This is a genomic window from Comamonas sp. Z1, assembly GCF_008121555.1.
In the GTDB taxonomy this organism is placed as follows: Bacteria; Pseudomonadota; Gammaproteobacteria; order Burkholderiales; family Burkholderiaceae_C; genus Comamonas; species Comamonas thiooxydans.
Map to the genome: position 1 here is coordinate 1 of NZ_VOQT01000014.1, position 22664 is coordinate 22664.

Annotated in this window: 23 protein-coding genes and 1 pseudogene; 14 read left to right on the forward strand and 10 right to left on the reverse strand. The window is 62.9% G+C overall.

What is annotated here, in order from left to right; all coding sequences use genetic code 11:
• From FSY45_RS20555 to FSY45_RS20565, 3 genes and pseudogenes are all read right to left on the reverse strand, one after another.
• A pseudogene (locus tag FSY45_RS20555) lies at positions 1-187 on the reverse strand (electron transfer flavoprotein subunit beta/FixA family protein); the annotation flags it as partial.
• A 401-nt stretch (positions 188-588) separates the two neighbouring features.
• Positions 589-1365, reverse strand: coding sequence for an enoyl-CoA hydratase (locus tag FSY45_RS20560; protein ID WP_046460869.1), 777 nt, complete (start codon positions 1363-1365; stop codon positions 589-591).
• A 21-nt stretch (positions 1366-1386) separates the two neighbouring features.
• Positions 1387-2346, reverse strand: coding sequence for a histone deacetylase family protein (locus tag FSY45_RS20565; protein WP_046460870.1), 960 nt, complete (start codon positions 2344-2346; stop codon positions 1387-1389).
• 36 nt (positions 2347-2382) lie between these two features.
• Between FSY45_RS20565 and FSY45_RS20570 the strand changes: the two genes are divergently transcribed.
• The 4 genes from FSY45_RS20570 to mltB are packed head-to-tail and all read left to right on the forward strand — an operon-like array spanning position 2383 to position 7643.
• Positions 2383-3303 (forward strand): MoxR family ATPase, encoded by a 921-nt coding sequence (locus FSY45_RS20570; protein WP_148748369.1) that lies wholly within the window; start codon positions 2383-2385, stop codon positions 3301-3303.
• A 34-nt stretch (positions 3304-3337) separates the two neighbouring features.
• Positions 3338-4399, forward strand: a complete 1062-nt coding sequence (locus tag FSY45_RS20575) for a DUF58 domain-containing protein (RefSeq protein WP_046460872.1) — start codon at positions 3338-3340, stop codon at positions 4397-4399.
• Entirely contained in the window at positions 4396-6504 is a 2109-nt protein-coding gene (locus tag FSY45_RS20580; protein WP_052951061.1) for a DUF3488 and transglutaminase-like domain-containing protein, read from the forward strand. The genes FSY45_RS20575 and FSY45_RS20580 overlap by 4 nt, the downstream gene beginning before the upstream one ends.
• Entirely contained in the window at positions 6501-7643 is a 1143-nt protein-coding gene (gene mltB, locus FSY45_RS20585; RefSeq protein WP_046460874.1) for a lytic murein transglycosylase B, read from the forward strand. The genes FSY45_RS20580 and mltB overlap by 4 nt, the downstream gene beginning before the upstream one ends.
• A gap of 68 nt (positions 7644-7711) precedes the next feature.
• Here the strand turns inward: mltB and FSY45_RS20590 are convergent, their stop codons facing one another.
• Positions 7712-9004 (reverse strand): branched-chain amino acid ABC transporter substrate-binding protein, encoded by a 1293-nt coding sequence (locus tag FSY45_RS20590; protein ID WP_003069437.1) that lies wholly within the window; start codon positions 9002-9004, stop codon positions 7712-7714.
• 91 nt (positions 9005-9095) lie between these two features.
• On the opposite strand from FSY45_RS20590, the gene FSY45_RS20595 reads away from it, so the two are divergent.
• Entirely contained in the window at positions 9096-9479 is a 384-nt protein-coding gene (locus FSY45_RS20595; RefSeq protein WP_003069435.1) for an Hsp20/alpha crystallin family protein, read from the forward strand.
• A gap of 277 nt (positions 9480-9756) precedes the next feature.
• Positions 9757-10359, forward strand: a complete 603-nt coding sequence (gene wrbA / locus FSY45_RS20600) for an NAD(P)H:quinone oxidoreductase (protein ID WP_003069434.1) — start codon at positions 9757-9759, stop codon at positions 10357-10359.
• A 55-nt stretch (positions 10360-10414) separates the two neighbouring features.
• Here the strand turns inward: wrbA and tsaD are convergent, their stop codons facing one another.
• The 3 genes from tsaD to FSY45_RS20615 all read right to left on the reverse strand — a co-directional run bounded on the left by tsaD (position 10415) and on the right by FSY45_RS20615 (position 12861).
• Entirely contained in the window at positions 10415-11455 is a 1041-nt protein-coding gene (gene tsaD / locus FSY45_RS20605) for a tRNA (adenosine(37)-N6)-threonylcarbamoyltransferase complex transferase subunit TsaD (RefSeq protein WP_046460875.1), read from the reverse strand.
• A gap of 86 nt (positions 11456-11541) precedes the next feature.
• Positions 11542-11997: a CBS domain-containing protein gene (locus FSY45_RS20610; protein ID WP_003079039.1), complete on the reverse strand. Its 456-nt coding sequence runs from the start codon at positions 11995-11997 to the stop codon at positions 11542-11544.
• A gap of 153 nt (positions 11998-12150) precedes the next feature.
• Positions 12151-12861 carry a DUF937 domain-containing protein gene (locus FSY45_RS20615; RefSeq protein ID WP_046460876.1) on the reverse strand — a complete coding sequence of 237 codons (711 nt, stop codon included), beginning with the start codon at positions 12859-12861 and terminating at the stop codon, positions 12151-12153.
• A gap of 133 nt (positions 12862-12994) precedes the next feature.
• On the opposite strand from FSY45_RS20615, the gene FSY45_RS20620 reads away from it, so the two are divergent.
• Genes FSY45_RS20620 through cobA form a run of 3 tightly spaced genes read left to right on the forward strand, consistent with a single transcriptional unit; the run spans position 12995 to position 15290 of the window.
• Positions 12995-13402 (forward strand): LysR substrate-binding domain-containing protein, encoded by a 408-nt coding sequence (locus tag FSY45_RS20620; protein WP_223305647.1) that lies wholly within the window; start codon positions 12995-12997, stop codon positions 13400-13402.
• 58 nt (positions 13403-13460) lie between these two features.
• Entirely contained in the window at positions 13461-14480 is a 1020-nt protein-coding gene (ybiB, locus tag FSY45_RS20625) for a DNA-binding protein YbiB (protein ID WP_046460878.1), read from the forward strand.
• A gap of 9 nt (positions 14481-14489) precedes the next feature.
• Complete coding sequence (cobA, locus tag FSY45_RS20630) at positions 14490-15290, forward strand: uroporphyrinogen-III C-methyltransferase (protein ID WP_046460879.1); 801 nt, start codon at positions 14490-14492, stop codon at positions 15288-15290.
• A 58-nt stretch (positions 15291-15348) separates the two neighbouring features.
• Here cobA and FSY45_RS20635 read toward each other — a convergent pair whose 3' ends face one another.
• Positions 15349-15828: an acyl-CoA thioesterase gene (locus FSY45_RS20635; RefSeq protein ID WP_003053005.1), complete on the reverse strand. Its 480-nt coding sequence runs from the start codon at positions 15826-15828 to the stop codon at positions 15349-15351.
• Between the two features lie 125 nt (positions 15829-15953).
• Between FSY45_RS20635 and FSY45_RS20640 the strand changes: the two genes are divergently transcribed.
• Positions 15954-16556, forward strand: coding sequence for an SMI1/KNR4 family protein (locus tag FSY45_RS20640; protein WP_046460880.1), 603 nt, complete (start codon positions 15954-15956; stop codon positions 16554-16556).
• A 50-nt stretch (positions 16557-16606) separates the two neighbouring features.
• A complete protein-coding gene (locus tag FSY45_RS20645) occupies positions 16607-17881 on the forward strand; it encodes an NAD(P)/FAD-dependent oxidoreductase (protein ID WP_046460881.1) in 1275 nt (424 codons plus the stop codon).
• A gap of 89 nt (positions 17882-17970) precedes the next feature.
• Here FSY45_RS20645 and FSY45_RS20650 read toward each other — a convergent pair whose 3' ends face one another.
• Positions 17971-19020, reverse strand: coding sequence for a BMP family protein (locus tag FSY45_RS20650; protein ID WP_223305644.1), 1050 nt, complete (start codon positions 19018-19020; stop codon positions 17971-17973).
• Positions 19021-19520: 500 nt separating this feature from the next.
• On the opposite strand from FSY45_RS20650, the gene rpsU reads away from it, so the two are divergent.
• Positions 19521-19733, forward strand: a complete 213-nt coding sequence (gene rpsU / locus FSY45_RS20655) for a 30S ribosomal protein S21 (RefSeq protein ID WP_003052999.1) — start codon at positions 19521-19523, stop codon at positions 19731-19733.
• Positions 19734-19897: 164 nt separating this feature from the next.
• Positions 19898-20344, forward strand: coding sequence for a GatB/YqeY domain-containing protein (locus tag FSY45_RS20660; RefSeq protein WP_012839308.1), 447 nt, complete (start codon positions 19898-19900; stop codon positions 20342-20344).
• Between the two features lie 107 nt (positions 20345-20451).
• Here FSY45_RS20660 and FSY45_RS20665 read toward each other — a convergent pair whose 3' ends face one another.
• Positions 20452-21387: a LysR substrate-binding domain-containing protein gene (locus tag FSY45_RS20665; RefSeq protein WP_046460928.1), complete on the reverse strand. Its 936-nt coding sequence runs from the start codon at positions 21385-21387 to the stop codon at positions 20452-20454.
• Positions 21388-21515: 128 nt separating this feature from the next.
• Here FSY45_RS20665 and FSY45_RS20670 point away from each other — a divergent pair, with 128 nt between their 5' ends.
• Entirely contained in the window at positions 21516-22604 is a 1089-nt protein-coding gene (locus FSY45_RS20670; protein WP_046460883.1) for a tartrate dehydrogenase, read from the forward strand.
• Positions 22605-22664 lie beyond the last annotated feature (60 nt).

A 22664-nucleotide genomic window follows, 5' to 3' on the forward strand; every position in this document is an offset into this window, starting at 1 on the left:
AGGAGACGGCGATGACTTCGGTCACCACGCCTTTTTCCTTCAGGCGCACGGCTTCTTCGACGGCGATTTCGTCAAAGGGGTTCATGCTCATCTTGACGTTGGCGATGTCCACACCCGTGCCGTCCGATTTCACGCGGACCTTGACGTTGTAGTCCACCACGCGCTTGACAGGGACCAATACCTTCATTGCTGCGGCTCCTTAATGATTACTGCATTGACGTTTACGTAAACTGGATTCATTTTATGCGGCACCGCAACACTCTCTGCACAATTTTCCGGACAATCTGCCCGGAGATCTGTGCAGCAGCCTTCGCAGGTGGAATGGCATAAAAAAGAACGACCGTTCAATTTTATGCACAAGCCTTGCGAAATCATGGGTCTCAGATGGGTCAAATCAGGGTAAAACCTAGGAATTGAGTCCATCAGTGCCATGCCTGCATCCAGATAGGCCTCACGGTAACACTGCCAGAAAGCGGCCTCGTCGTTCAAATGGACGGGCCGAAAACACAAGACTCCGCGCTGCGAACGACGCCATCCACGCAGCTCTGCCTGCCCAACAACGAAGGCCGGGGAGTGCAAATCCAGGGTTTAGCGCCAGCGAGGCCTGCGCTTTTGCGCAAAAGCCTGAGCGCCTTCCTGCGCGTCGGCATCCAGCATATTGGTAGCCATGGTCTGACCCGCCAGCTGATAAGCCGACTCCAGGCCCATTTCACGCTGGCGATAGACCAGCTCCTTGCCCATTGTGATGGCCACCCGAGGCTTGCTCACGATGGCAGACACCAGCTCTTCCACGGCAGCATCGAGTCGCTCCGGCTCGACCACGCGATTGAGCAGACCGTAGTGCAGAGCCGTCTGCGCATCGATGAACTCCCCCGTCAGCAGCATTTCCATGGACTGTTTGATCGGCATGTTGCGCACCAGGGGCACGCTGGGCGTGGAGCAGAACAAGCCGTATTGAATGCCGCTGGTGGCAAAGCGAGCCTCGCTGCTGGCCACGGCCAGATCACACTGCGCCACCAACTGGCAACCTGCCGCTGTTGCGATGCCCTGTACTCTTGCAATGACCGGAACGGGCAGCTTCTGAATCGAGAGCATCATGCGGCTGCACTGGGCAAACAGCTGCTGGTAATAAGCCAGCTCCGTATGGGCCGCCATGTCCTTGAGGTTATGCCCGGCGCAAAAGGCCTTGCCTTGGGCGGCCAGCACCACTACCCGCGCCTGCTCATTCTCGGCCACGGCATCCAGCGCCGACTGCAGGGCCATGAGCATTTCACTGCTCAAGGCGTTGAAACGCTGCGCGTCGCTCAGCGTGATGCGTGCCACGCCGCGCTCGTCCTGACTCAGTTGCACCAAGGAATCGCTCATTGCTGTCACCCTGCTTTCGGACTAGATATCGGCCAATACGCGCAGATGTGCTTCCACGCTGCGCGCCAGCGGGTCCATCACGTAACCGCCTTCGAGACAGGAAACAATGCGGCTCTTGGAAAAACGCCGTGCGATGTCCTTGATGCGAGCAGTGATCCAGGCAAAGTCGTTTTCAGTCATGCCGAGCTGGCCCATATCGTCTTCGCGATGCGCATCAAAGCCGGCGCTGATGAAGATCATCTCGGGCTTGAATGCTTCGAGGCGCGGAATCCACATCATCTCGATGATCTCTCGAATGTCCATGCCTTTTGTATAAGCAGCCACGGGCACGTTGAGCATATTGGAGGCCGGGTCCTTGTCGCCGCTGAACGGGTAGAAGGGATGCTGAAAGATGCCGCACATCAGCACGCGCGGATCACCGGCCAGGATGTCTTCCGTGCCGTTGCCGTGATGTACATCAAAGTCGATCACGGCCACGCGCTTGAGATGGTGGCGCTCCAGCGCATACTTGACGCCCACGGCCACATTGTTGAAAAAGCAAAAACCCATGGCCTGGTTGCGCGTGGCATGGTGACCGGGCGGGCGCACGTTGCAAAAGGCGTTTTCCAGTTCGCCGGCCAGCACGGCATCGGTAGCCGCCAGTGTGGCCCCCGCAGCGCGCAGTGCGGCCTTGAAGGTGTGGCGGTTGATGGAGGTATCGGTATCGAGCTGCTTGTACTCGGGCCCGCCGGCAGCCAGCTCCTGCTCCAGCCTGTCGGTCAGCCCCTGCAGGGCGGCAATATGCATGGGATCGTGCGCCAGCTCGATCTCGGCCAATGATGCCAGCGGCACATTGCAGCGCTCCAGCGCATCGCCCACGCCGCTGACCAGCAGCCTGTCTTCTATCGCGTCCAGCCGCGCCGGGCATTCAGGGTGGCCCGGCCCCATCTCATGCAACCAGCAATCCCGGTGGGTGAAATAACCTGTCTTGCCCACAGTCATGTCTCCGCTATCGCTTATTTAGGATATGTTTCTGCCATGCATGCACAGAACACAATTAATGCGCTTTTGAGTCAGCTTAACACGGTGATGGAGGGCAAGCCGGATCAGGTCAGAGACGGTGTCGCCTGTTTGCTGGCAGGCGGTCACTTGCTGATCGAAGACGTTCCCGGTGTAGGCAAGACCACCCTGGCCCATGCGTTGGCACGCAGTTTCGGCCTGCAGTTCTCACGTGTGCAGTTCACCGCCGACCTCATGCCCAGCGACCTCACGGGGGTCTCCATCTACGATCGCGGCCAAGAGGCTTTTGTGTTCCACCCCGGGCCGGTGTTTGCCCAGGTATTGCTGGCCGACGAAATCAACCGTGCCAGCCCCAAGACCCAGAGTGCGCTGCTCGAAGCCATGGAGGAGCGCCAGGTCACGACCGAAGGCAAGACCCACAGCCTGCCCACCCCCTTCTTTGTGATTGCCACCCAGAACCCTCTGGAGCAGCTGGGCACCTTCCCGTTGCCCGAAAGCCAGCTGGACCGTTTTCTCATGCGCATCAGCCTGGGCTATCCCTCGCGCGATGCCGAGCGCAAGCTGCTCGCGGGCAACGGCCGCCGCGCCGCTGCCGATGCACTGCTGCCCGTCATCTCCCAGCAGCAGCTGCAGCAACTGCAGGCCGCTGCCCTGGCCGTGCATGCCAGCGACGCCCTGCTCGACTATGTGCAGGACCTGATTGCCGCCACACGCAACGGCCAGTGGTTTGCCCAGGGCCTGTCACCACGCGCAGGCATCGCGCTGCTGCGTGCGGCCAAGACCATCGCACTGATGGAAGGCCGCGACTATGTGGCGCCCGACGATGTGCAAGCCATACTGCCCCAGGTGATTGCCCACCGCCTGGTTCCCGTGGGCCATGCAGGCCGTGGTGCCGTGGAGCAGGTGCGCGCCATGATGCAAGCCGTACCGCTATCTTGATGCTGCCGATGTATTTCGTCATGAATTTCATAGCATGAAGCGCTCGGCATCAAAGGGCGAGCAGCCAGAGACTTCCAATATCTTCCAGCGGCTCTCACCCCGCGCCAGGGTGCGCGAGTGGATGTTTGCACGTCTGCCGCGCAGCGACCAGCTCACGCTGACTCAGGGCAATGTCTACATCCTGCCCTCGCGCGCGGGCTGGGCCATGCTGGCCACGCTGATCGTGCTGTTGATTGCTGCCATCAACTACCAGCTCAACCTGGGCTACCTGCTCACGTTCCTGCTGGCAGGCAGCGCGGCCGCCAGCATGGTTGTAGGCCATGGCAATCTGCGCGGTCTGCAGCTGAGTCTCGGTGGCGCAGGTACGCAAGGCAGCACATCGGGCGGCTGCTTTGCCCATGCGCCCTGCCCCATGCATATCAGCCTGCACAATGCCCGCCGCTCGCGCCGCTGGGGCATAGGCCTCGCATTCCACAAGACCCGGCACAACACCGATCACTCTGATGCCTGGACCTGGGTCGATATCCCCGAGCAGGGCAGCACCTCCGTGCAGCTGAGCTTCATGCCCACGCGCCGCGGCCGGCAGGAGCTGCCCGCCATCTCCATACTCACGCGCTACCCGCTGGGCGCATTTCGCGTCTGGGCTCTGTGGCGGCCCCAAACCCTGGTCTGGGTCTATCCCGCACCTGAAATCCATGCCCCGCCGCTGCCAGCCGCCAGCCCCGAAGCCGGCGGCCGCAGCAGCGCCCAAGTACGCAGCGGTGAAGAATTCGATGGCGTGCGCAGCTATCAGACTGGCGACCCGCTCAAGCTGGTGGTGTGGAAGAAAGCGGCTCAGTCCTTTGCCGCAGGCAGCCACCACCTGGTCAGCCGCGACCGGCCCATGGCCCACCATCACCGTCTCTGGCTCGATGCGCGCCATACCGGCCTGGCCGACCATGAGGCGCGGTTGTCGCGCCTTGCCGCCTGGGTGCTGATGGCTCAGCAGCAAGGCCGTACCTGGGGCCTGCGCCTGCCCGGAGGCCAGGAAATCGCACCGGCCAGCGGTGTACAGCACACCACGCGCTGCCTCGAAGCATTGGCCGCCTGTCCATGAAAGCAACCGCCTCTTCCCCCGGCGGCAACTGGCTGCAGCGCCTGACTGCCCTGCCGCGCGATGCACGGGACACGCTGTTTCTGCTCGCCGTCATCGCCTGGATCATGCTGCCTCAGGTTCAGCACACACCTTGGTGGACCAGCGCCTTTGCCGCAGCCCTGTTGCTGTGGCGCGCACGCCTGGCACTGACCGGCGCCCCCCTGCCCGGCCGCTGGGTGCTGGCTGGCGTACTGGCCATCGCCATTGGAGCAACCTGGGCCACGCACAAAACGATTGTGGGCCGCGATGCCGGCGTGACCCTGGTCGTCATGCTTCTGGCGCTCAAAACACTGGAGCTGCGCGCGCGGCGCGATGCCATGGTGGTGTTCTTTCTGGGTTTTTTTGTACTGCTCAGCAACTTTTTCTATTCGCAGTCCCTTCCCACAGCCATGGCCATGGTGCTCGGGCTGATGGGCCTGCTCACCGCCCTGGTCAACGCCCATATGACGGCCGGAAAGCCTCCATTGACACAGGCTCTGCGCACTGCGGGCTGGCTCGCGCTCTGGGGCGCGCCCGTGATGGTGTCGCTGTTTCTGTTCTTTCCGCGCATGGCACCGCTGTGGGGCGTGCCATCCGACGATATGGCCGGCCGCTCGGGCCTGTCCGAGAACATGCGCGTGGGCGAAGTCGCCGCACTGGCACTCGACGATAGCGTGGCCCTGCGGATCCGCTTCGATACTTCCGGGGGCCAGGAGCCACCCGCCAACACCCTGTACTTTCGCGGCCCCGTGCTCAGCCAGTTCGATGGCCGCAACTGGCAAGCCGACCCTGTGCTTGACGCTATGGCCGTGCCTCAGCTGCGCGTGAGCGGTGAACCCATTCGCTACCAGATGCTGATCGAACCCAGCAAGCGCCGCTGGCTGACCCTGCTGGATGCCGCCAAGACCGAACCGCAGATTCCGCCGGGCGCCTCGGTAGGCAGACTGCGCATGAGCTCCAGCCTCCAGTGGCTGAGCTGGCGCCCGATTACCGATGTGCTGCGTGTCGATGCCCAAAGCCATCTCGACTTCAGTCATGGACCGCTGCAGCTCACTCCAGAGCTCAAGCGCTATCTGCAGCTGCCGGCCGGCAGCAACCCGCGCACACGGGCTTTGGGCGAACATTTGCAGGCCGAATTGCGCGCCCAGCCGGGCGCCGGCGCGGATACGGACAGGCTGATCGCCTCCGCCCTGCAGCACCTGAAAACCGGCGGCTACACCTACACACTGGAGCCCGGCGTGGTGGACAGCGTCCACACCGCCGATGACTTCTGGTTTGACAGCAAGCAAGGCTTTTGCGAGCACATCGCCTCCGCCTTTGCCGTGCTCATGCGCAGCATGGGAGTGCCCGCGCGCATCGTGACCGGCTACCAGGGCGGCGACCGCAACAGCGTGGACAATTACTGGACCGTGCGCAACAGCGATGCCCATGCCTGGACCGAGGTCTGGATTGCCGGCCGGGGCTGGGTCCGTGTGGACCCCACGGGCGCTGTCGCACCCAGCCGGGTCGGCCAGTTCCAGCGCCTGAGTGCTCCCCCCGGCGCCTTTGCCAGCGCCGTTGGCAACTTCGTCGATACCGGCACGCTGGAGAAGCTGCGCGCTGTCTGGGAGGCCGTCAACAACCGCTGGAACCAGTGGGTGATCAACTACACGCAAAGCCGTCAGCTCAATCTGCTGCAGAGCCTGGGCTTCGAATCGCCAAGCTGGACGGATCTGCTGCGCCTGCTGGCGTGCAGCTTGAGCGCTCTGGCGCTGCTGTGGCTGATCTGGGCCCGCGCCACACGTCCGCAGCGCGACGGCTGGAGCCAGCTCATGCACGCTGCCAGACTGCGGCTGCAGCGCGCAGGCATAGCGAGCGGTGCCAGCGACTCCACGCGCAGCCTGTCGCGCCTCGTGCAGGAGAGCTGGGCCAAGGAGTATGCATCCGCGCCCCTGGCTGCGGCCTTATCCGACTGGCTGCTGGACATGGAAAGGCTACGCTATGCGCCATCCTCCAATACCGAAGCCACCGAATTGAAGTCCTTGCGCCGACGCTGGCTGTCCATCCGGAAGCAACGCTGGCCCTATCCCTCAAGAAATAAAACATGAGCATCACCCTCAATAACAGCAAGCACCTCAAAGCTAAAGCACTGAGTACTCTGGCCCTGTGCCTGCTGACTGCGAGCGTCATCGCCGCACCGGCCAAAAAAGCCGTCCGCAAGGCAGCACCGGCTGCCGTAGCCACGGCTGCAGCCGCCACGGCCGTGGCCTATGCCGGTCGGGGCGACGCCATGCAACTGGCCGAAGAAATCGCAGTCCGCCGCGACCTGCCTGTCGACTGGGTGCGTACGCAGTTGAGCGAAGCGCGCAACCTGCCTGTGGTCACACGCCTGATGACGCCGGCCGGCAAGACCTTTGTGAAGAACTGGACCGTGTACCGCAGCCGCTTTATCGACCCCGTGCGCATACGCGCCGGCGTGAAGTTCTGGCAGGCCAACCACCAGGCGCTCGCGCGTGCCGAGCAGCAGTTCGGCGTGCCCGCAGAGATCATCGTCGGCATCATCGGCGTGGAAACCATTTACGGCCGCAACATGGGCAACTTTCGCGTGATGGATGCTCTGGCCACGCTGGCACTGGACTTTCCGCAATCCCACCCCCGCGCCCAGGCCCGCACCGACTACTTCCGTGGCGAGCTCGAGCAGGTGCTGGTCACGGCCAGCCGCACGGGCAGCGACCCGTTTGCGCTACGCGGCAGCTATGCCGGCGCCATGGGCCTTGGTCAGTTCATGCCCACCAGCTGGGACAAGTACGCTGTCGACTTTGACGGCGACGGTCGCATAGACCTGTTCAACAGCGCTACCGACGCCATCGGCTCGGTCGCCAACTACTTCGTCGGCCATGGCTGGAAGCCGGGCCTGCCCACGGCCTTTACCGTGGACATGCGCGCCCAGGGTGAGAATCTGGCAACCCTGCTCGCACCCGATATCAACCCCACATTCACTGCCGCGCAGATGGCAGAACGCGAAGTACAGGTGCTGGGCGCCGACAGCTATGAGCGTCCGCTGGCACTGATCGAGCTGAAAAACGGCAGCTCCGGCCCCACGGAGTACATCGCGGGTACCGAGAACTTCTACGCCATCACACGCTACAACTGGTCAGCGTTCTATGCGCTGTCGGTGATCGAGCTGGGGCGCGAGGTACATGAAGCCTATCTGGCCAGCCAGACCGTCTCTGCCACACGCAACTAGATTCATTCGAGCTGCAGCGCATTTCCAACAAGCGCTGGCAGCTATTGATTTGATAGTTCTCCAGCCACTCAAAAGCGCTTCATCTGGCACTGACCAGGCATCTCTGCCCTGGCCGCAGCAATCTCGCGCACTACCTTGAAGCCGTAGCCCGAGCCTTCCACATCGAAGTCCACGCCTGCGCTGCCTCTTTTTTCCATCATGCCGACCACCAGCGATTGCTGAAACTGGTGGTCTGCCGCCCGCATGCTGCCCGAGCGGCCCGCCATCTGGACCCTGGCATGCTCCATGGCGTGGGCCACGGCGACGGTGTCCGTGCTGCCGGCTTTTTCGAGGCTCTGCGCAAGAGCCTCGATCATGAGCTGCATGCGCATATGCACATAGTCGTCCTGCGGCCTGGGATAGCGCTGACGGAAGGACTGGTAGAAGGCGCGGCTCTCGGCCGTTGACACATTGGGCAGCCAGTCGGCCACTGCCAGCACCTTGCCCACGCCTGCATCGCCCAAGGCCGCCGGCGCGCCCAGTGCATTGCCGTAGAAGGTGTAGAAACGCCCTTCATAGCCTGCCTCGCGCGCAGCCTTGACGAGCAGCATCAGATCATTGCCCCAGTTGCCGGTGATCACGGCCTGGGCACCGCTTTGCTTGATCTTGACCGCATAGGGCGCAAAGTCCTTGACGCGGCCCACGGGGTGCAACTCGTCGCCCACGATGCGCACATCGGGCCGTTGCACGCCAAGCTGGCGCCTTGCTTCGCGCAGCACGGCCTGGCCAAAGCTGTAGTCCTGCCCGATCAGATAAGCGCTATGCACAGCCCGGTCTTCCTTGATGACCTCCATCAGCGCAGCCATGCGCATATCGGCATGGGCATCGAAGCGGAAATGCCAGAAGCTGCAGCGCTCGTTGGTCAGCGCCGGGTCCACGGCCGAATAGTTCAGATACAGCACGCGGCGCGAAGGGTCCCGGCTGTTGTGCTTGTCGATGGCGTCGAGAAGCGCCGCCGCTGTGGCCGACGAGTTGCCCTGCATGATGATGCGCGCACCGCTGTCTATGGCCGCGCGCAGCGCCGACAGCGCCTCTTCGTTCTGCCCCTTGCTGTCATAGCGCTCTATCACCAGTTCATGCGGACCGTCGGCCAGGCGCACGCCGCCGCGCGCGTTCACCCGCTCGGTCGCCCACAGCAGATTGCGGAACACGGCCTCGCCCGTGTTTGCAAACGGGCCCGAAAGACTCTCCACCAGTGCCAGCTTGATGGGTTGCGCAAGCTTGGCATTGGCTGCAGCCACAGCAGCGCCAGCAATGCCGAACGGCGCGCACAGTAGTGGCAACTGCAGGTATTTCAAGACATCACGGCGCAATTTATTCATCAAAAAAACCTCTTGAAATGCGCCTGCCACCACCTACCTATGAATCAAGCGGCAACAACGCAAGCCGCGCAGTTTAAAGGAGTTAAACACCATGTTCTTCGCCCCTGTGATGAGCCGTAATACCTTTGTATCCCCTCGCGCCGCCGACTTGGCCCTGCAACGCTTTCTGCAGGAAACCCTGGGCGCTGCAAGCCCCGTACAACGCCAGGTTCAAGTCAGCCGCGATGACCAATTCACGACCCTGACCCTGGATGTGCCAGGCCTGGCACGCGAGCAGCTCAAACTCTCGCTGGAAGGCTCTGTCGCCAAGCTCGAAAGCGTGGAAGGCGCAGCCCGCCAAGTCAGATACACCTGGGATCTGGGTCATGAAATCGATGCTGCCAACAGCAAGGCCAAACTCGAGCATGGAGTGCTCACGCTGAGCCTGGCCAAGCTCGAGCCCCAGAGCAAAGCCGTGACGCTGAGCATCGAATAAGCGCTGTTTACGCCGACCGGCCAGCCTCATCCTTTCTTCCATCTCCTCTTAGCAAGAGGTCGGCCGGAAAGCACAAAGCCCGCAATGCCTTGGCGTTGCGGGCTTTTTTCATGCCAATGCCATGGCCGATTCCGGGAGTTGAGCTGATTCGGCGCCTTGGCCTACAGGCGCAGACTGCCGATGCGTGTCGCGCTGCCATCTTGAATTCCTACACTGTGAGTTCAGTCGGGTGCACCATTGCTGCACCGCTTTCCAACCCCGTTTGAGGAATTCACCCATGGCGAAAGTGCTGGTTCTCTACTACTCCATGTACGGTCATATCGAAACCATGGCGCAGGCCGTGGCCGAAGGCGCCCGCAGCGTCAGCGGTGCCGAGGTCACCGTCAAGCGCGTGCCCGAAACCATGCCCGAGGATGTCTTCAAGAACGCAGGCGGCAAGGCCAATCAGAGCGCAGAGGTCGCCAGCCCAGCCGAACTGGCCGGCTACGATGCCATCCTGTTTGGCGTGCCCACGCGCTTTGGCAATATGCCGGGCCAGATGCGCAGCTTTCTCGACCAGACCGGCGGTCTCTGGGTCAAAGGGGCCTTGATCAACAAGATCGGCAGTGTCTTCACCTCGACCGGCACTGGCGGCGGCCAGGAAATGACGGCCACTACCACCTGGGCGACGCTGGCCCATCACGGCATGATCATCGTGCCGCTGGGCTATCCGTTGCCCGAACAGACCAATCTGAGCGCGGTCAAGGGCGGCAATTCGCCCTATGGGGCCTCGACGATTGCGGGCGCCGACGGTTCGCGCCAGCCTCATCCCGACGAGCTGAGCATTGCCCGCTACCAGGGCCAGAACGTAGCGAAACTGGCCGTAAAGCTTGCCCGATAAGCGCAGGCAGCCATGAAAAAAGCAGCCACCTGGGCTGCTTTTTTGCTGCACAAACTCACCTGAGCGAATCCAGCGGCCAGCGCGGCTTCACATCAAACGCGTATTCATGCAGGGCCTGCTCGCGTCCCGCCTGTATCCGCATGGCAGCAGCCATGGCAATCATGGCGCCGTTGTCGGTGCACAGATGCAGCTCGGGGTAATGCACGCGAATCTTGTGCTTGGCGCAGGCTTCATTGAGCTGCTCGCGCAGCTGCTTGTTGGCCCCCACACCTCCCGCCACCACCACGCGCTTCATGCCGGTCTGCTTGAGTGCGGTCATGGTTTTCTTGACCAGCACGTCCACAATCGCGGCCTGGGTGCTGGCGGCCAGATCGGCCTTGCGCGCTTCCAGCTCGTCACCCAGCTTCTTGGCCTGGGTCAGCACAGCCGTCTTGAGGCCGGCAAACGAGAAGTCCAGGTCACCCGAATGCAGCAGGGGGCGAGGCAGCTTGAAGGCCAGAGGATCGCCGCCCTCCGCCAGCTTCGAGAGCACGGGACCGCCCGGATAGGGCAAGCCCATGAGCTTGGCCGATTTGTCGAAAGCCTCGCCTGCCGCATCGTCGATGGTTTCACCGAGGATTTCGTATTCGCCCACACCGTCCACACGCATGAGCTGGGTGTGCCCCCCCGAGACCAGCAGGGCCACAAACGGGAACTCCGGCGGGTCGGCACTCAGGAAAGGCGAGAGCAGATGGCCTTCGAGGTGGTGCACGCCCAGCACAGGCTTGTCCAGCGCGGCTGCCATGGCGCAGGCTGCACCGGAGCCGACCAGCAAAGCCCCGGCAAGGCCGGGCCCGCGCGTAAAGGCAATCACATCGACATTGTCAAGCTGCACCCCGGATTCGGCCAACACCTTCTCGGTCAGCGGCAGCACACGGCGAATATGGTCGCGGCTGGCCAGCTCGGGCACCACGCCGCCATAGGCGCGGTGCATTTCAATCTGGCTGTGCAGCGCATGACTCAGCAAGGTGGGCACACCTTGGCCGTCCGGCATGCGCACCAGGGCCACACCGGTTTCATCACAAGAGGATTCGATTCCCAGGATCAGCAAACTCATGGCCGCAAGTGTAGGACTTGCGCCCTCCAGATGCAGAAAAGGCGGACATTAGCCCTGCCCGCCTTCGCTATTCAATTAATAGCAACCTACGGTTGATTCACATTGGGTGTCCCGGAAATATAGTGTTCCAGCTGATGAATCGTGAACTGCTGGGCCGAGATGATTTCCTTGACGATGTCGCCAATCGAAATCAGCCCCTGCAGCTCGCGGGTCTCGCTGATCACGGGCAGATGGCGCATGCGATTGCTGGTCATCAGCGACATGCACTCCTCGCTGGTCTGGCGCGGCAGCACGCAATGCACCTTGCGCGTCATGACCTCGTCCACGCGGGTGCTGGCCGAGCTTCGGCCCTGCAGCGCGATCTTGCGCGCGTAGTCGCGCTCGGTCACGATACCGGCGATCTCGCCACCTTCCAGCACCAGCAGCGCGCCAATGCTTTTTTCCGCCATGAGCTGGAGCGCAGCCAGCATGGTGTCGGAGGGAGAAACGCTGTAGATAGTGCTGTTGCCCTTGGCGCGCAGAATTTCGGCGACGGTCGTCATCTGGCTCTCCTTTCTGGATCGGCCTGTCATGCAAAACGCATGACGACATGACCAGTGTGAGAATCCTGCTGCATTGCGGCAATCAGGCTATGCCCGTATACAAAAACAAAAAAGGCAGCCAAAGCTGCCTTGATACTGTCACTCAATCCGGGCTCAGCGCCGACCGCCCAGCAGTCCCGCGCCCAGCTTGAACAGATCTCCGGCATCAAGCTTGCCGTCGCCATTCTGATCGAGCAGGCTGCCGAGGATGCCTCCTGCCGCACCGCCTTGCGACTGGATCTGGCCGCGCTCCTGATCCAGGGCATTGCCCAGGTCGCCGGCCCCCATGCCCTGCGACTGGACTCGGTTGGCCAGGAAGGACATCACCAGCGGAGCCAGCAGGGCCAGCAACTGACCTGCATTGCCACCCAGGCCCGTGGCCTGACCCAGCCGGGACTCGGCCTGCTGCTGCTGACCGCCAAAGATATTGCCCAGGATGGCGCCTGCATCCAGCTGCGAGCTTCCGGCACCGGAGCCGCCTCCCAGCACCGAGCCCAGAATGCTGCCCAGCCCACCCAGGCCGCCAGCCGCACCGGCGCCACCGCCCGCTGCGCCCAGCAGGCCGCCGAGCCCGCCCAGCAGACCGCCCATATCCATCGCGCCATTGGCACTGCTGTGATCGCGCTGCAGCGCACCGAACAGATCGGCAGCTCCCTGAGGCTGGGCCGTGTTCTGGCCCAGCGCACCAAACAGCATGGGCAGCGCCACGCCCACGGCCTGCTCGGCCTGCACGGAGTCAATGCCCAGTTGCTGGGCCAGACCCTGCATGGGAGCGCCCTGCAACTGGCCCATGAGTTCGTCGGTCAAAGATGCGTTAGCGGTCATTTCAACACTCCTCAAAAACAGCGCACATATTACGCGCGCCCTGTGTCCCGAAATGTGATCAATGTTCATTCACTACGCAAGCCCCTCCCGGGCTATAGACCATTGAGGCGGCCTGCGCCCTGGACAGGGCCTCCTGCAGGCCGCTGCGTCCTGTGACGGCTTCGCTCATTGTGGGCTTCACCCGCATCAGGACACCGACTACTTCGACCCCACGGTCGCGCTGTGCGCCGAGGCCGGCTTCACTCCGCTGATACGCCACGAAGCCGGTCAGCTGGTGAATGTGCTGGCGCTCGTGGCCTGCGGTCTGGGCGTGGCCATCGTGCCTGCATCCTTCGCGATGTTCCACCGCGAGCAGATCGTGTTCCGGCCGCTTCGGGCTTCGCGTCAGGTCAGCCGGCTCGCCGTCCTGGCGTCTGCCGATGCGCTCAAGAGCAACCCCATGCTGGACCTTGTCGCCCAGCTCGCGCAATCGCAGCTGCAGGCCCTGGCTGCACAGCTGGCGCAACAGGGAGCGACGGAGTCTCGAGCACAGCCGGTTTGATTTATATAACCAAATCGTCTGACAACTCATGGTTTTTATAGCGACAATTACGTTAATCATGAGCATCAGCCACTACATCAAGGAAATCGGTCGCGGCACCAAGGGCGCGCGCTCTCTTTCGCGGACCCAGGCCTGCGATCTGATGGGGCAGGTGCTGGACGGCAAGGTCAGCGATCTGGAGCTCGGCGGCTTTTGCATTGCCATGCGCTTCAAGGGCGAAAGCGCCGAAGAGCTGGCAGGCTTTCTCGACGCGACCCAGCAACGTTTGCCCGTGTGGCCGCAGGCCCATAAGGCCCGGCCCGTGGTGGTCATCCCCAGCTACAACGGCTCGCGCAAGCTGGCCAACCTCACACCGCTGCTGGCTGGTCTGCTGGCGCAGAAAGGACTGCCGGTGCTGGTACACGGCAGCCATACCGAGGACAAGCGCCTGGGCACGGCCGAGGTATGGCGGCAACTGGGCTGGACGGTCATAGAGCGTCCCATCGCTCTGGAGCCTGGTGACAAGGTCTGGATGCAGACCCGTCACCTGCTGGCGCCGCTGGATCGGCTGCTGCAGATTCGCCGCCAGATGGGCCTGCGCAACCCCGCGCACAGCATCGTCAAACTGCTGGACCCTATCTATGGCAGCAGCACCGCGCAATCCGGGCTGCTGCTGGCCAGCTATACCCACCCGGCCTATGCCCAGCCCATGCTCCAGACGCTGGCCATGCGCGCGACCAGTGCGCTGCTGGTGCGCGGCACGGAAGGCGAGGCCGTGGCCGCCCCCCACCGCGAACCCGTGAGCACGGGTGTGATTGCCGGAGAAATCTGCTTTGAGCGCTCTTCCCTGCACAGCAGCCAGCTCGCATCCGGCAACGAGATCAGTGCCCCGGAACAAGATTTGAATGCCGAGCAGACAGCCCGGCTGACGCTGGACATTCTGAACGGCCAGTTGCCTGTGCCGGCGCCGATCGCGCAACAATTGGAACAGATACAAGCCCTGCACCAGGCCATGCAGGTCACCGATGCCGACGCTGCCGCCAGCCGCGCCGCACTGCAAGCCTATAACCGCAGCCCCGACTGCCGCAGCCCCGACTGAGACTCCACAATGACTGCCATTTCCCACAACCCCGATCAGCGCGGCTCCTGCACCCTGGTGGGTGCCGGCCCCGGCGACCCCGAGCTGCTGACCATCAAGGCCGCCAAGGCCATTGCCGCAGCCAGCGTGCTGTTTGTCGACGATCTGGTCAGCGATGATGTGATGAGCCACGCCTCGCCCAGTGCGCGCGTGGTCTATGTGGGCAAGCGCGGCGGCTGCAAGAGCACCCCCCAGGCCTTTATCGAAAAGCTCATGATTGCGGCCGTGCAGGACGGCGAACGCGTGGTGCGCCTCAAGGGCGGCGACCCCTTCATCTTTGGCCGTGGCGGCGAAGAGGTCGAACATCTGCGTGAGGCCGGCATCGAGGTGGATGTCATCAACGGTATCACCTCCGGCCTCGCAGGCCTGACCAGCCTGGGCGCCCCACTGACCCACCGCGACCGCGCGCATGGCGTGCTTTTCATGACCGGCCATGCCAAGCCCGGCGACAGCGGCCCCGACTGGCGCCAGATCGCCGCCACGGCCCATGCTGCCAAGCTGACGCTGGTGATCTATATGGGAGTGAGCAGCGTCGAGCGCATCAGCGACGAACTGCTCAGCGGCCTGCCCGGCAGCACGCCCGTGGCCGTGATCCAGCATGCCAGCCTGCCGCAGCAGCGCCATGCGCTGACTTTTCTCAAGGATTTGCCGCAGAGCATTGCCGACCATCAGCTGGGCAGCCCCAGCATCATCGTCGTCGGCGATGTGGTCCAGGGCATCGCCGCCTGGCAGAACCAGCCTCAGGCCTTGCAGCAATCAGCGGCGGCCTGAGCCAGGACCGTCACCGGGCTGTCCTGCAGCCCGGGCGGGCCGCAAGCGCCGCCTCGACTCAGGGAGTACGAGTCTCGGCGAAGCGCTCGGCCAGCTCCTTGCGCAGTTCCTTGCGAACGATGGCGGCGTCCCAGCGACGCTTTTCCTCGTCGGTCTCAAGCTGCAGCGGGGGCACGGGGGCAGGCTTTTTGTCATCGTCCACGGCCACCATGGTGAAGAAGCAGCTGTTCACATGGCGCACCACCTGGCTGCGAATCTCCTCGGCAATCACCTTGATGCCGATTTCCATGGACGACTTGCCGGTGTGGTTCACGCTGGCCAGAAAAGTCACCAGCTCACCGACGTGGATAGGCTGCAGAAACATCACCTGATCCACGCTCAGCGTCACGACATAGCGGCCCGCATAGCGGCTGGCGCAGGCATAGGCAACCTGATCCAGCAATTTCAAGATGGCGCCCCCGTGCACATTGCCGGAGAAGTTGGCCATGTCAGGCGACATGAGCACGGTCATGCTCAGCTGGTGGGATGGTGTATTCATGGGGCGCGATTCTAGAAGTGATCCAGGACGCACGCTGAGCCCTTGCGCATACCCCAATGGGACAACGGGCTGCAGGTATAAACAAGTATCCACTTGCACCATGATGCCAGTTTCAGGAGTGCGCCTTGCAAGTTCTGTTTCCCAACCCCTTCGGCCAGCCCGCAGCCAGCGCACAGGAAGTAGCAGCGCTGCAGGCGCACATTGGCTTCTCAGATGCCTATGCGCAGTTTCTGATCACGCAGAACGGCTTTTCCATGTATGCGCTGGAGCAAGCGTCAGACCACGCCAGCTATCTTCATGACAGCACCGAGATTGCCAGCGAAAGCCACGCCAACTTTGCCGGCCTCTTCAGCTTTGGCGCGCAACAGCATCAGGAAGACCTGAAAACCGTGCAATCCGAATTTCTGCTGGCCCGCTGGTTCGTAGTCATTGGCCACGACCAGGGTGGCAACCCATTTGTGGAAGTTCTGCATGGTCGGCACAAAGGAAAGATCGGCAGTCTGGACCACGACCTTTTTCTGGGAGCCAGCGATCTGCAGGAGTTCTTCGGCAATATGGAGCTGGATCATATTGCGACACTCAGCCTCGCCGATCAGGCCGACGCACTGTGCGACTCCAAGCTGGGCCTGATCTGGCTTCACGCCCGTGACCTGAATCACTTTACGGTCCGCTGCATTCACTGCGACGACGATTTCTGGGGCTTTGTGGTGGACGATCCCAAAATCTGAGGCATCTGGGACAATCGCGGCCTTGTTCCTGCTCCATCGCCCTGCCCGCCGTGTCCTCCACCTCACAGGTCCCCTTCCAGATTTTTGACGCCATCATCATCGGCGCCGGTGCCGCCGGCCTGTTCTGCGCGGCCCAGGCCGGCCAGCAGGACCTGAAAGTGCTGCTGATCGATCATGCGCCCAAGGTGGCCGAGAAGATCCGCATCTCGGGCGGCGGGCGCTGCAACTTCACCAACCGAGATCTGGACGTGCGTGCGCCGCACAAGCATTTTGTGGGGCAGAACCCTCAGTTCTGCCGCTCGGCCCTCTCGCGCTTCACGCCTGCCGACTTCATCACGTTGATGGACAGACACGGCATTGCCCACCACGAAAAGCACAAGGGCCAGTTGTTTGCCGACCATTCGGCCGAAGACATCATCGCCATGCTGCTGGCCGAGTGCAGCGCGGGCGGCGTGCAGCGCTGGCAGCCTTGCCAGGTCAAGAAAGTAGTGCTTTCGCCGTCAAACCAAGACACAGAATGCGATTTCAGCTATCAGATTGAAACCGATCGTGGCCTGGTACAGGCCGCCAACCTGGTCATTGCCACCGGCGGCCTGAGCATTCCCAAGATAGGCGCCACCGACTTCGGCTACCGTCTGGCCCAGCAGTTCGATCTGCCGCTGATCGAGCGCACGCCCGGCCTGGTGCCCATGACCTTCGACGGCGAAGGCTGGCAACCCTACGCGGGCCTGGCCGGTCTGGCCCTGCCCGTGGAAATCAGCACCGGCAGCAAAAAGGAGCGCATGAGCTTCCACGAGGATTTGCTGTTCACCCACCGCGGCCTCTCGGGTCCCGCCGTGTTGCAGATCTCCAGCTACTGGAAGCCCGGCACCCCGCTGCAGATCAATCTGCTGCCTGGTGTGGATCTGGCCGAGGTGCTGGCCCAGGCCAAGCTCCACTCGCGCAAGCTGGTGGCCAACGAGCTGGCCGCCCATCTGCCCGCGCGCCTGGCCGATGCCTGGGTCGGCCGCATGCCCGAGTTGCAGCGCCCCATCAACGAGGCCGGCGACAAAGCCCTGGCCAGACTGGCCGAGCAGCTGTCGCGCTGGGAGATCACTCCCACGGGCACCGAGGGCTATAAAAAAGCCGAGGTCACGCTGGGCGGCGTGGACACCAAGGTGCTGTCCCAGCAAACCATGGAATGCAAGACCCGGCCGGGCCTGTACTTTATCGGCGAGGTGGTGGACATCACCGGCTGGCTGGGCGGCTACAACTTCCAGTGGGCCTGGGCCAGTGCCGCCGCCTGCGCCCAGGCCATGGCGGAAAAGCAGTCAGTCATGGTTTGAGCGACTGGAACCGAAGCGCCTGCCGCCATGAAAAAAAGGATGGCTGAGCCATCCTTTTTTGCTGCCTGCACCTTCGGCGCACCATCCGGTCAGGCAGAAAACTCCTTGCCTTCATAGTGTTCAGGAACCTTGAGCTGCCCCGAGGCGATGGCAGCCGACGCCTTGGCCACGCGCTCGCGCACAGCGCCGGCCACGCCCTGGCTCATGGTCAGGCGTACGGCGGCCGGGTCGCTCAAACCGATCTTGCGAATGCCCGGGCCGGGCGCACCGCGCTCCTGCATATCCTTGACGGCCAAAAACGCGCCAATGCCCACATCGGCCCAGGCGGAAGCGACAAACACCTGCGGGTCCACCGTAGTCCAGTCGATCACATTGCCGATCTGGCGCGTGCCCGCCTCGCGGCAGGCCTGGGTCACGCCATCGCGGCCGGAGTTGAGCATGGTGAAGATCACATCGGCACCGGCAGCCATCTGGGCCTTGGCAATGCGGTGCGACAAAGCGTTGTCGTCCTGATCGCCAGAGAAGTTTGTCAGCAGCTTGACCCTGGGGTCGGTATCGCGCACGCCGGCCGCATAGGCAGCACGCCCCTTGAGTCCCGGGGGCACGCGAATGCCCGACATATGGCCGACCACCCCGGTTTTGGTGGTCAGCGCCGCCAGCACGCCGGCCAGATAGGCCGACTCCTCCTGCAGCACGTCATAGCTGCAGAGATTGCTTCCCTGTACCGCGCCCTGGGTCACGACGAACTGGGTCCTGGGAAAGCGCGCCGCAACTTCGGCTGCGGCCTGATTGTTCTGCCCGCCATGGGCAATCACCAGCTGCGCACCCTGCTCCGCAAGCTGTGCAAGAGCCGGCACCAGCAACTCCTTCCTGGGCGCCATGCCGTCGAGAAAGCGGGTCTGCACGCCCAGCTCCTGGCGCGCTTTTTCCAGGCCGCGCCAGCCAGCCTCCATAAAGCCCTTGTCGCTGCGCGAGCCCGCAAACAGACCACCCACCACCAGGGAACCGCCAGATGCGGCAGGCCCGGAAACTCCGGCCCTGCCGGCACAGGCCGTCAATGCCAGCAAGCCCGGCACGGCTACGGCCGAAGCCATCCATTGGCGACGCGAAATAAATGAGGAATGAGAAGCGCTGGACAAGATGGAAGCTCCTTGAACACAGAAAAACAGCGACGCGCACAAGCACGAAACCCACTTATTCCTTGACCTCGGTCATGAAATAAAGCCTCCAAACTGTATGCAATTTTCGTGCACACGATACTCCCAAGAAACCCCAGAGCCGAGCTCGGCTGTCCTGGCGCCTGGGCAGCACCGTGCTCTTGCATTGCGCATCCGGCCTCGCTCCACAACACACGCGACTTGAACGCGCCGATAGTCCAAAAGGCACAATGGCGGCGCCTGGATCTGGTCTGCGACAACGCCCTGCCTGTTGCCGCAAAATCATGCGCGCGCGACCGACGCCGGATTGCTTCACGCCCCATTGAAGACGCAGCCCAAGTCTTGGTCTATAATGCTCGACTTTGCTGGCATTACCCCGTCGGCCATACTAGTTAAAAAGTGGCGGGGAAACCGCTGTTCATGGCTCTCAGGCCCGATCTTCCCGAGAACCCTCTGTCAGCACAGATATATCTGGAAATTAAATGACTACCATTCGCGTCAAAGAAAACGAGCCCTATGAAGTTGCCCTGCGCCGCTTCAAGCGCACCATCGAAAAGCTGGGTCTGCTGACCGATCTGCGTGCTCGCGAGTTCTACGAAAAGCCCACAGCCGAGCGCAAGCGCAAGAAGGCTGCTGCCGTGAAGCGTCACTACAAGCGCGTTCGCAGCATGCAACTGCCTAAGAAGCTGTACTAATCGTTGATTAGGACCAGTCGGCCTTAAAACAGCCGCAAACCCGCGCTCGGGACGCCAGGCGCGGGTTTTTTGTTTTCTGGCCACTGCCAAGCCTGCCCGGCCGCGCAGTGACCTCCCAGCGCATGGACAGTCAGCGTCCGTTCGCCCACCCCAAGGAGAAAGCCATGAGCCTGAAAGCCCAGATTACCGAAGACATGAAGACCGCCATGCGTGCCAAGGACAGCGCGCGCCTGGGCACCATCCGCCTGCTGCAGGCCGCGATGAAGCAAAAGGAAGTGGACGAGCGCATCGAGCTCGACGACGCCGCCGTCATCGCCATCGTCGACAAGCTGATCAAGCAGCGCAAGGACTCCATCGCCGCCTTCGAAGCCGCCAACCGCGCCGATCTGGCCGATGTGGAAAAGGCCGAAATGGAAGTGCTCAAGGTCTATCTGCCCGAACGCATGGGAGAAGCCGAGATCACCGCAGCCGTGCAGGCCATCGTGGCCGAACTGGGTGCCTCCGGCCCTGGCGACATGGGCAAGGTGATGGGCGCCGTCAAGGCCCAGCTGGCCGGCAAGGCCGATATGGGCCTGGTGTCCGCTGCCGTGAAGGCCGCGCTGACAAAGTAATTGGCCACCGGCCTGAGCCGCCACGCGGCATCAGGCTCAAAAACAGAAGCTGCTTGCGCTTGCCGTACATATCTTTCAGATTCAAAAGACTCTGAAATTCATGTATATCATTCGATAGCAGCTTCTTTTTTAATAGCATTCCGAAGTCCCGTGGGAGCCTGTTTGCTAAAGAACTCCTGCAGAAACTCGACGCAGACCCGCACCTTGGCCGAGCGCTCCAGCCGCGTCGGATAAACGGCCCAGATATTCGCCTGCTGCTGCCACTCGGGCAGCAACTGCAGCAGGCTGCCGGCCTGCAGATCGGCCGCCACATCCCAGAGCGAGCGCAGCACGATGCCATGGCCGTCGCGCGCCCATTGCACGGCCATCTCGCCATGATTGGTGGACAGCGGCCCGGTCACTTTCACGCTGCGCTCCTGACTGCCCGAGCGCAGTTTCCAGACACCGAAGGGATGGTCACGTTCCTTGATGACCAGGCAGTCATGCGCAGCCAGCTCGTCGAGCGTGCGCGGACTGCCGCGCCGCTGAATATAGGCCGGGGCCGCGCACAGCACGCGGTGGTTGTCGGCCAGATGCCGGGCAATCAGGTGCGGGGCGATCTCGTCGCCCACGCGTACGTCTAGATCGAAGCCCTCGGCCGCAACATCGACGATGCGGTCAAACACTTCCAGGCGCAGCTGCAACGCCGGATATTGCGCAATCAGCTGCGACAGCGCGGGCGCCACCACATTGCGGCCAAAGCCGAAGCTGGTGGACACCCGCAGCAGGCCGCGCGGCTGGCGCCGCGTCACGTCCACCTCCTGCAGCAGATGCTCGACCTCGTCCAGAATGCGCTGCGCCCAGTGGTAGACGCGCTCGCCCTGCTCCGTGACAGCGACCCGCCGTGTGGTGCGATGCAGCAGCTTTACGCCCAACTCCTGCTCCAGCAGGCGGATGCGCTTGCTGACAAAGGCCGGCGAAGCATTGTGCGCGGCCGCAGCTTCGGCAAAGCTGGCTTTGCGCACCACGGTGGTGAAGACACGCAGGTCTTCGGGCGAGGGCATTTTCTGCACGATCTGTAAACAATCAGGCCACGATCAGTCAATTGTATTCAGTTATGCAAGGTGCAGAATACCGCCAGGCACGGGCTGAGCCGCTGCCTCGCCACCCAACACATTCACGAGAGAGCACCATGTCCACTCCCAAAAAGATTGCAGTCATCGCCGGCGACGGCATCGGCAAGGAAGTCATGCCCGAAGGCCTGCGCGCGCTGGAAGCCGCAGCCAAGCGCTTCGACCTGCCGCTGGAGTTCCACCATTTCGACTGGGCTCACTGCGACTACTACGCCGAACACGGCCAGATGATGCCCGACGACTGGAAGGCCCAGCTATCGGACATGGATGCCATCTTCTTCGGCGCCGTGGGCTGGCCCGCCACCGTGCCCGACCATGTCTCGCTGTGGGGGTCCCTCCTCAAGTTCCGCCGCGAATTCGACCAGTACATCAACCTGCGCCCGGTGCGCCTGTTCGAAGGCGTGCCCTGCCCCCTGGCCGGCCGCAAGCCCGGCGACATCGACTACTACGTGGTGCGCGAAAACACCGAAGGCGAATACACCTCGCTGGGCGGCGTGATGTTCGAAGGCACGGACCGCGAGATCTGCATCCAGGAATCGGTCTACTCGCGCAAGGGCGCCGATCGCCTGCTCAAGTACGCCTTCGATCTGGCCCAGAGCCGCGCCAAGAAGCACGTGACCCTGGCCACCAAGAGCAACGGCATCGCCATCAGCATGCCCTGGTGGGACAAGCGCGCCGACGATGTGGCCAAGGACTACCCCGAAGTCACGCTGGACAAGCAGCACATCGACATCCTGACAGCCCGCTTCGTGCTGCAACCCGGCCGCTTCGATGTGGTGGCCGCCACCAATCTGTTTGGCGACATCCTGTCCGACCTGGGCCCTGCCACCACGGGCACCATCGGCCTGGCACCATCGGCCAACCTCAACCCCGACCGCACCTTCCCCTCGCTGTTCGAGCCCGTGCACGGCTCAGCGCCCGACATCTACGGCAAGAACATCGCCAACCCCATTGCCATGGTCTGGTCGGGCGCGCTGATGCTGGACTTCCTGGGCCGTAGCGAAGGTGCCTGGCGCCAGGCCCACGACACCATCGTGGCCGCCATCGAGCACACGATCAAGGCCGGTCCGCTGACGCCCGATCTGGGCGGCAAGGCCAACACCACCGAGGTGGGCGAAGCCATCGCCGCGGCCATCGCCAAGGCCTGATGACTCCGGGCTGGCCGCAGCCGGCCCGATTCAAGACGCACCACGCGCAGGCTGAGCCTG

Excerpts from the sequence above, each read along its gene's own strand:
- FSY45_RS20560 (WP_046460869.1), bottom strand. The coding sequence starts at position 1,365 with ATGAGCGATTCCTTGGTGCAACTGAGTCAGGACGAGCGCGGCGTGGCA.
- FSY45_RS20565 (WP_046460870.1), bottom strand. The coding sequence starts at position 2,346 with ATGACTGTGGGCAAGACAGGTTATTTCACCCACCGGGATTGCTGGTTG.
- FSY45_RS20570 (WP_148748369.1), top strand. The coding sequence starts at position 2,383 with ATGCATGCACAGAACACAATTAATGCGCTTTTGAGTCAGCTTAACACG.
- FSY45_RS20575 (WP_046460872.1), top strand. The coding sequence starts at position 3,338 with ATGAAGCGCTCGGCATCAAAGGGCGAGCAGCCAGAGACTTCCAATATC.
- FSY45_RS20580 (WP_052951061.1), top strand. The coding sequence starts at position 4,396 with ATGAAAGCAACCGCCTCTTCCCCCGGCGGCAACTGGCTGCAGCGCCTG.
- mltB (WP_046460874.1), top strand. The coding sequence starts at position 6,501 with ATGAGCATCACCCTCAATAACAGCAAGCACCTCAAAGCTAAAGCACTG.
- FSY45_RS20590 (WP_003069437.1), bottom strand. The coding sequence starts at position 9,004 with ATGAATAAATTGCGCCGTGATGTCTTGAAATACCTGCAGTTGCCACTA.
- FSY45_RS20595 (WP_003069435.1), top strand. The coding sequence starts at position 9,096 with ATGTTCTTCGCCCCTGTGATGAGCCGTAATACCTTTGTATCCCCTCGC.
- wrbA (WP_003069434.1), top strand. The coding sequence starts at position 9,757 with ATGGCGAAAGTGCTGGTTCTCTACTACTCCATGTACGGTCATATCGAA.
- tsaD (WP_046460875.1), bottom strand. The coding sequence starts at position 11,455 with ATGAGTTTGCTGATCCTGGGAATCGAATCCTCTTGTGATGAAACCGGT.
- FSY45_RS20610 (WP_003079039.1), bottom strand. The coding sequence starts at position 11,997 with ATGACGACCGTCGCCGAAATTCTGCGCGCCAAGGGCAACAGCACTATC.
- FSY45_RS20615 (WP_046460876.1), bottom strand. The coding sequence starts at position 12,861 with ATGACCGCTAACGCATCTTTGACCGACGAACTCATGGGCCAGTTGCAG.
- ybiB (WP_046460878.1), top strand. The coding sequence starts at position 13,461 with ATGAGCATCAGCCACTACATCAAGGAAATCGGTCGCGGCACCAAGGGC.
- cobA (WP_046460879.1), top strand. The coding sequence starts at position 14,490 with ATGACTGCCATTTCCCACAACCCCGATCAGCGCGGCTCCTGCACCCTG.
- FSY45_RS20635 (WP_003053005.1), bottom strand. The coding sequence starts at position 15,828 with ATGAATACACCATCCCACCAGCTGAGCATGACCGTGCTCATGTCGCCT.
- rpsU (WP_003052999.1), top strand. The coding sequence starts at position 19,521 with ATGACTACCATTCGCGTCAAAGAAAACGAGCCCTATGAAGTTGCCCTG.
- FSY45_RS20660 (WP_012839308.1), top strand. The coding sequence starts at position 19,898 with ATGAGCCTGAAAGCCCAGATTACCGAAGACATGAAGACCGCCATGCGT.
- FSY45_RS20665 (WP_046460928.1), bottom strand. The coding sequence starts at position 21,387 with ATGCCCTCGCCCGAAGACCTGCGTGTCTTCACCACCGTGGTGCGCAAA.
- FSY45_RS20670 (WP_046460883.1), top strand. The coding sequence starts at position 21,516 with ATGTCCACTCCCAAAAAGATTGCAGTCATCGCCGGCGACGGCATCGGC.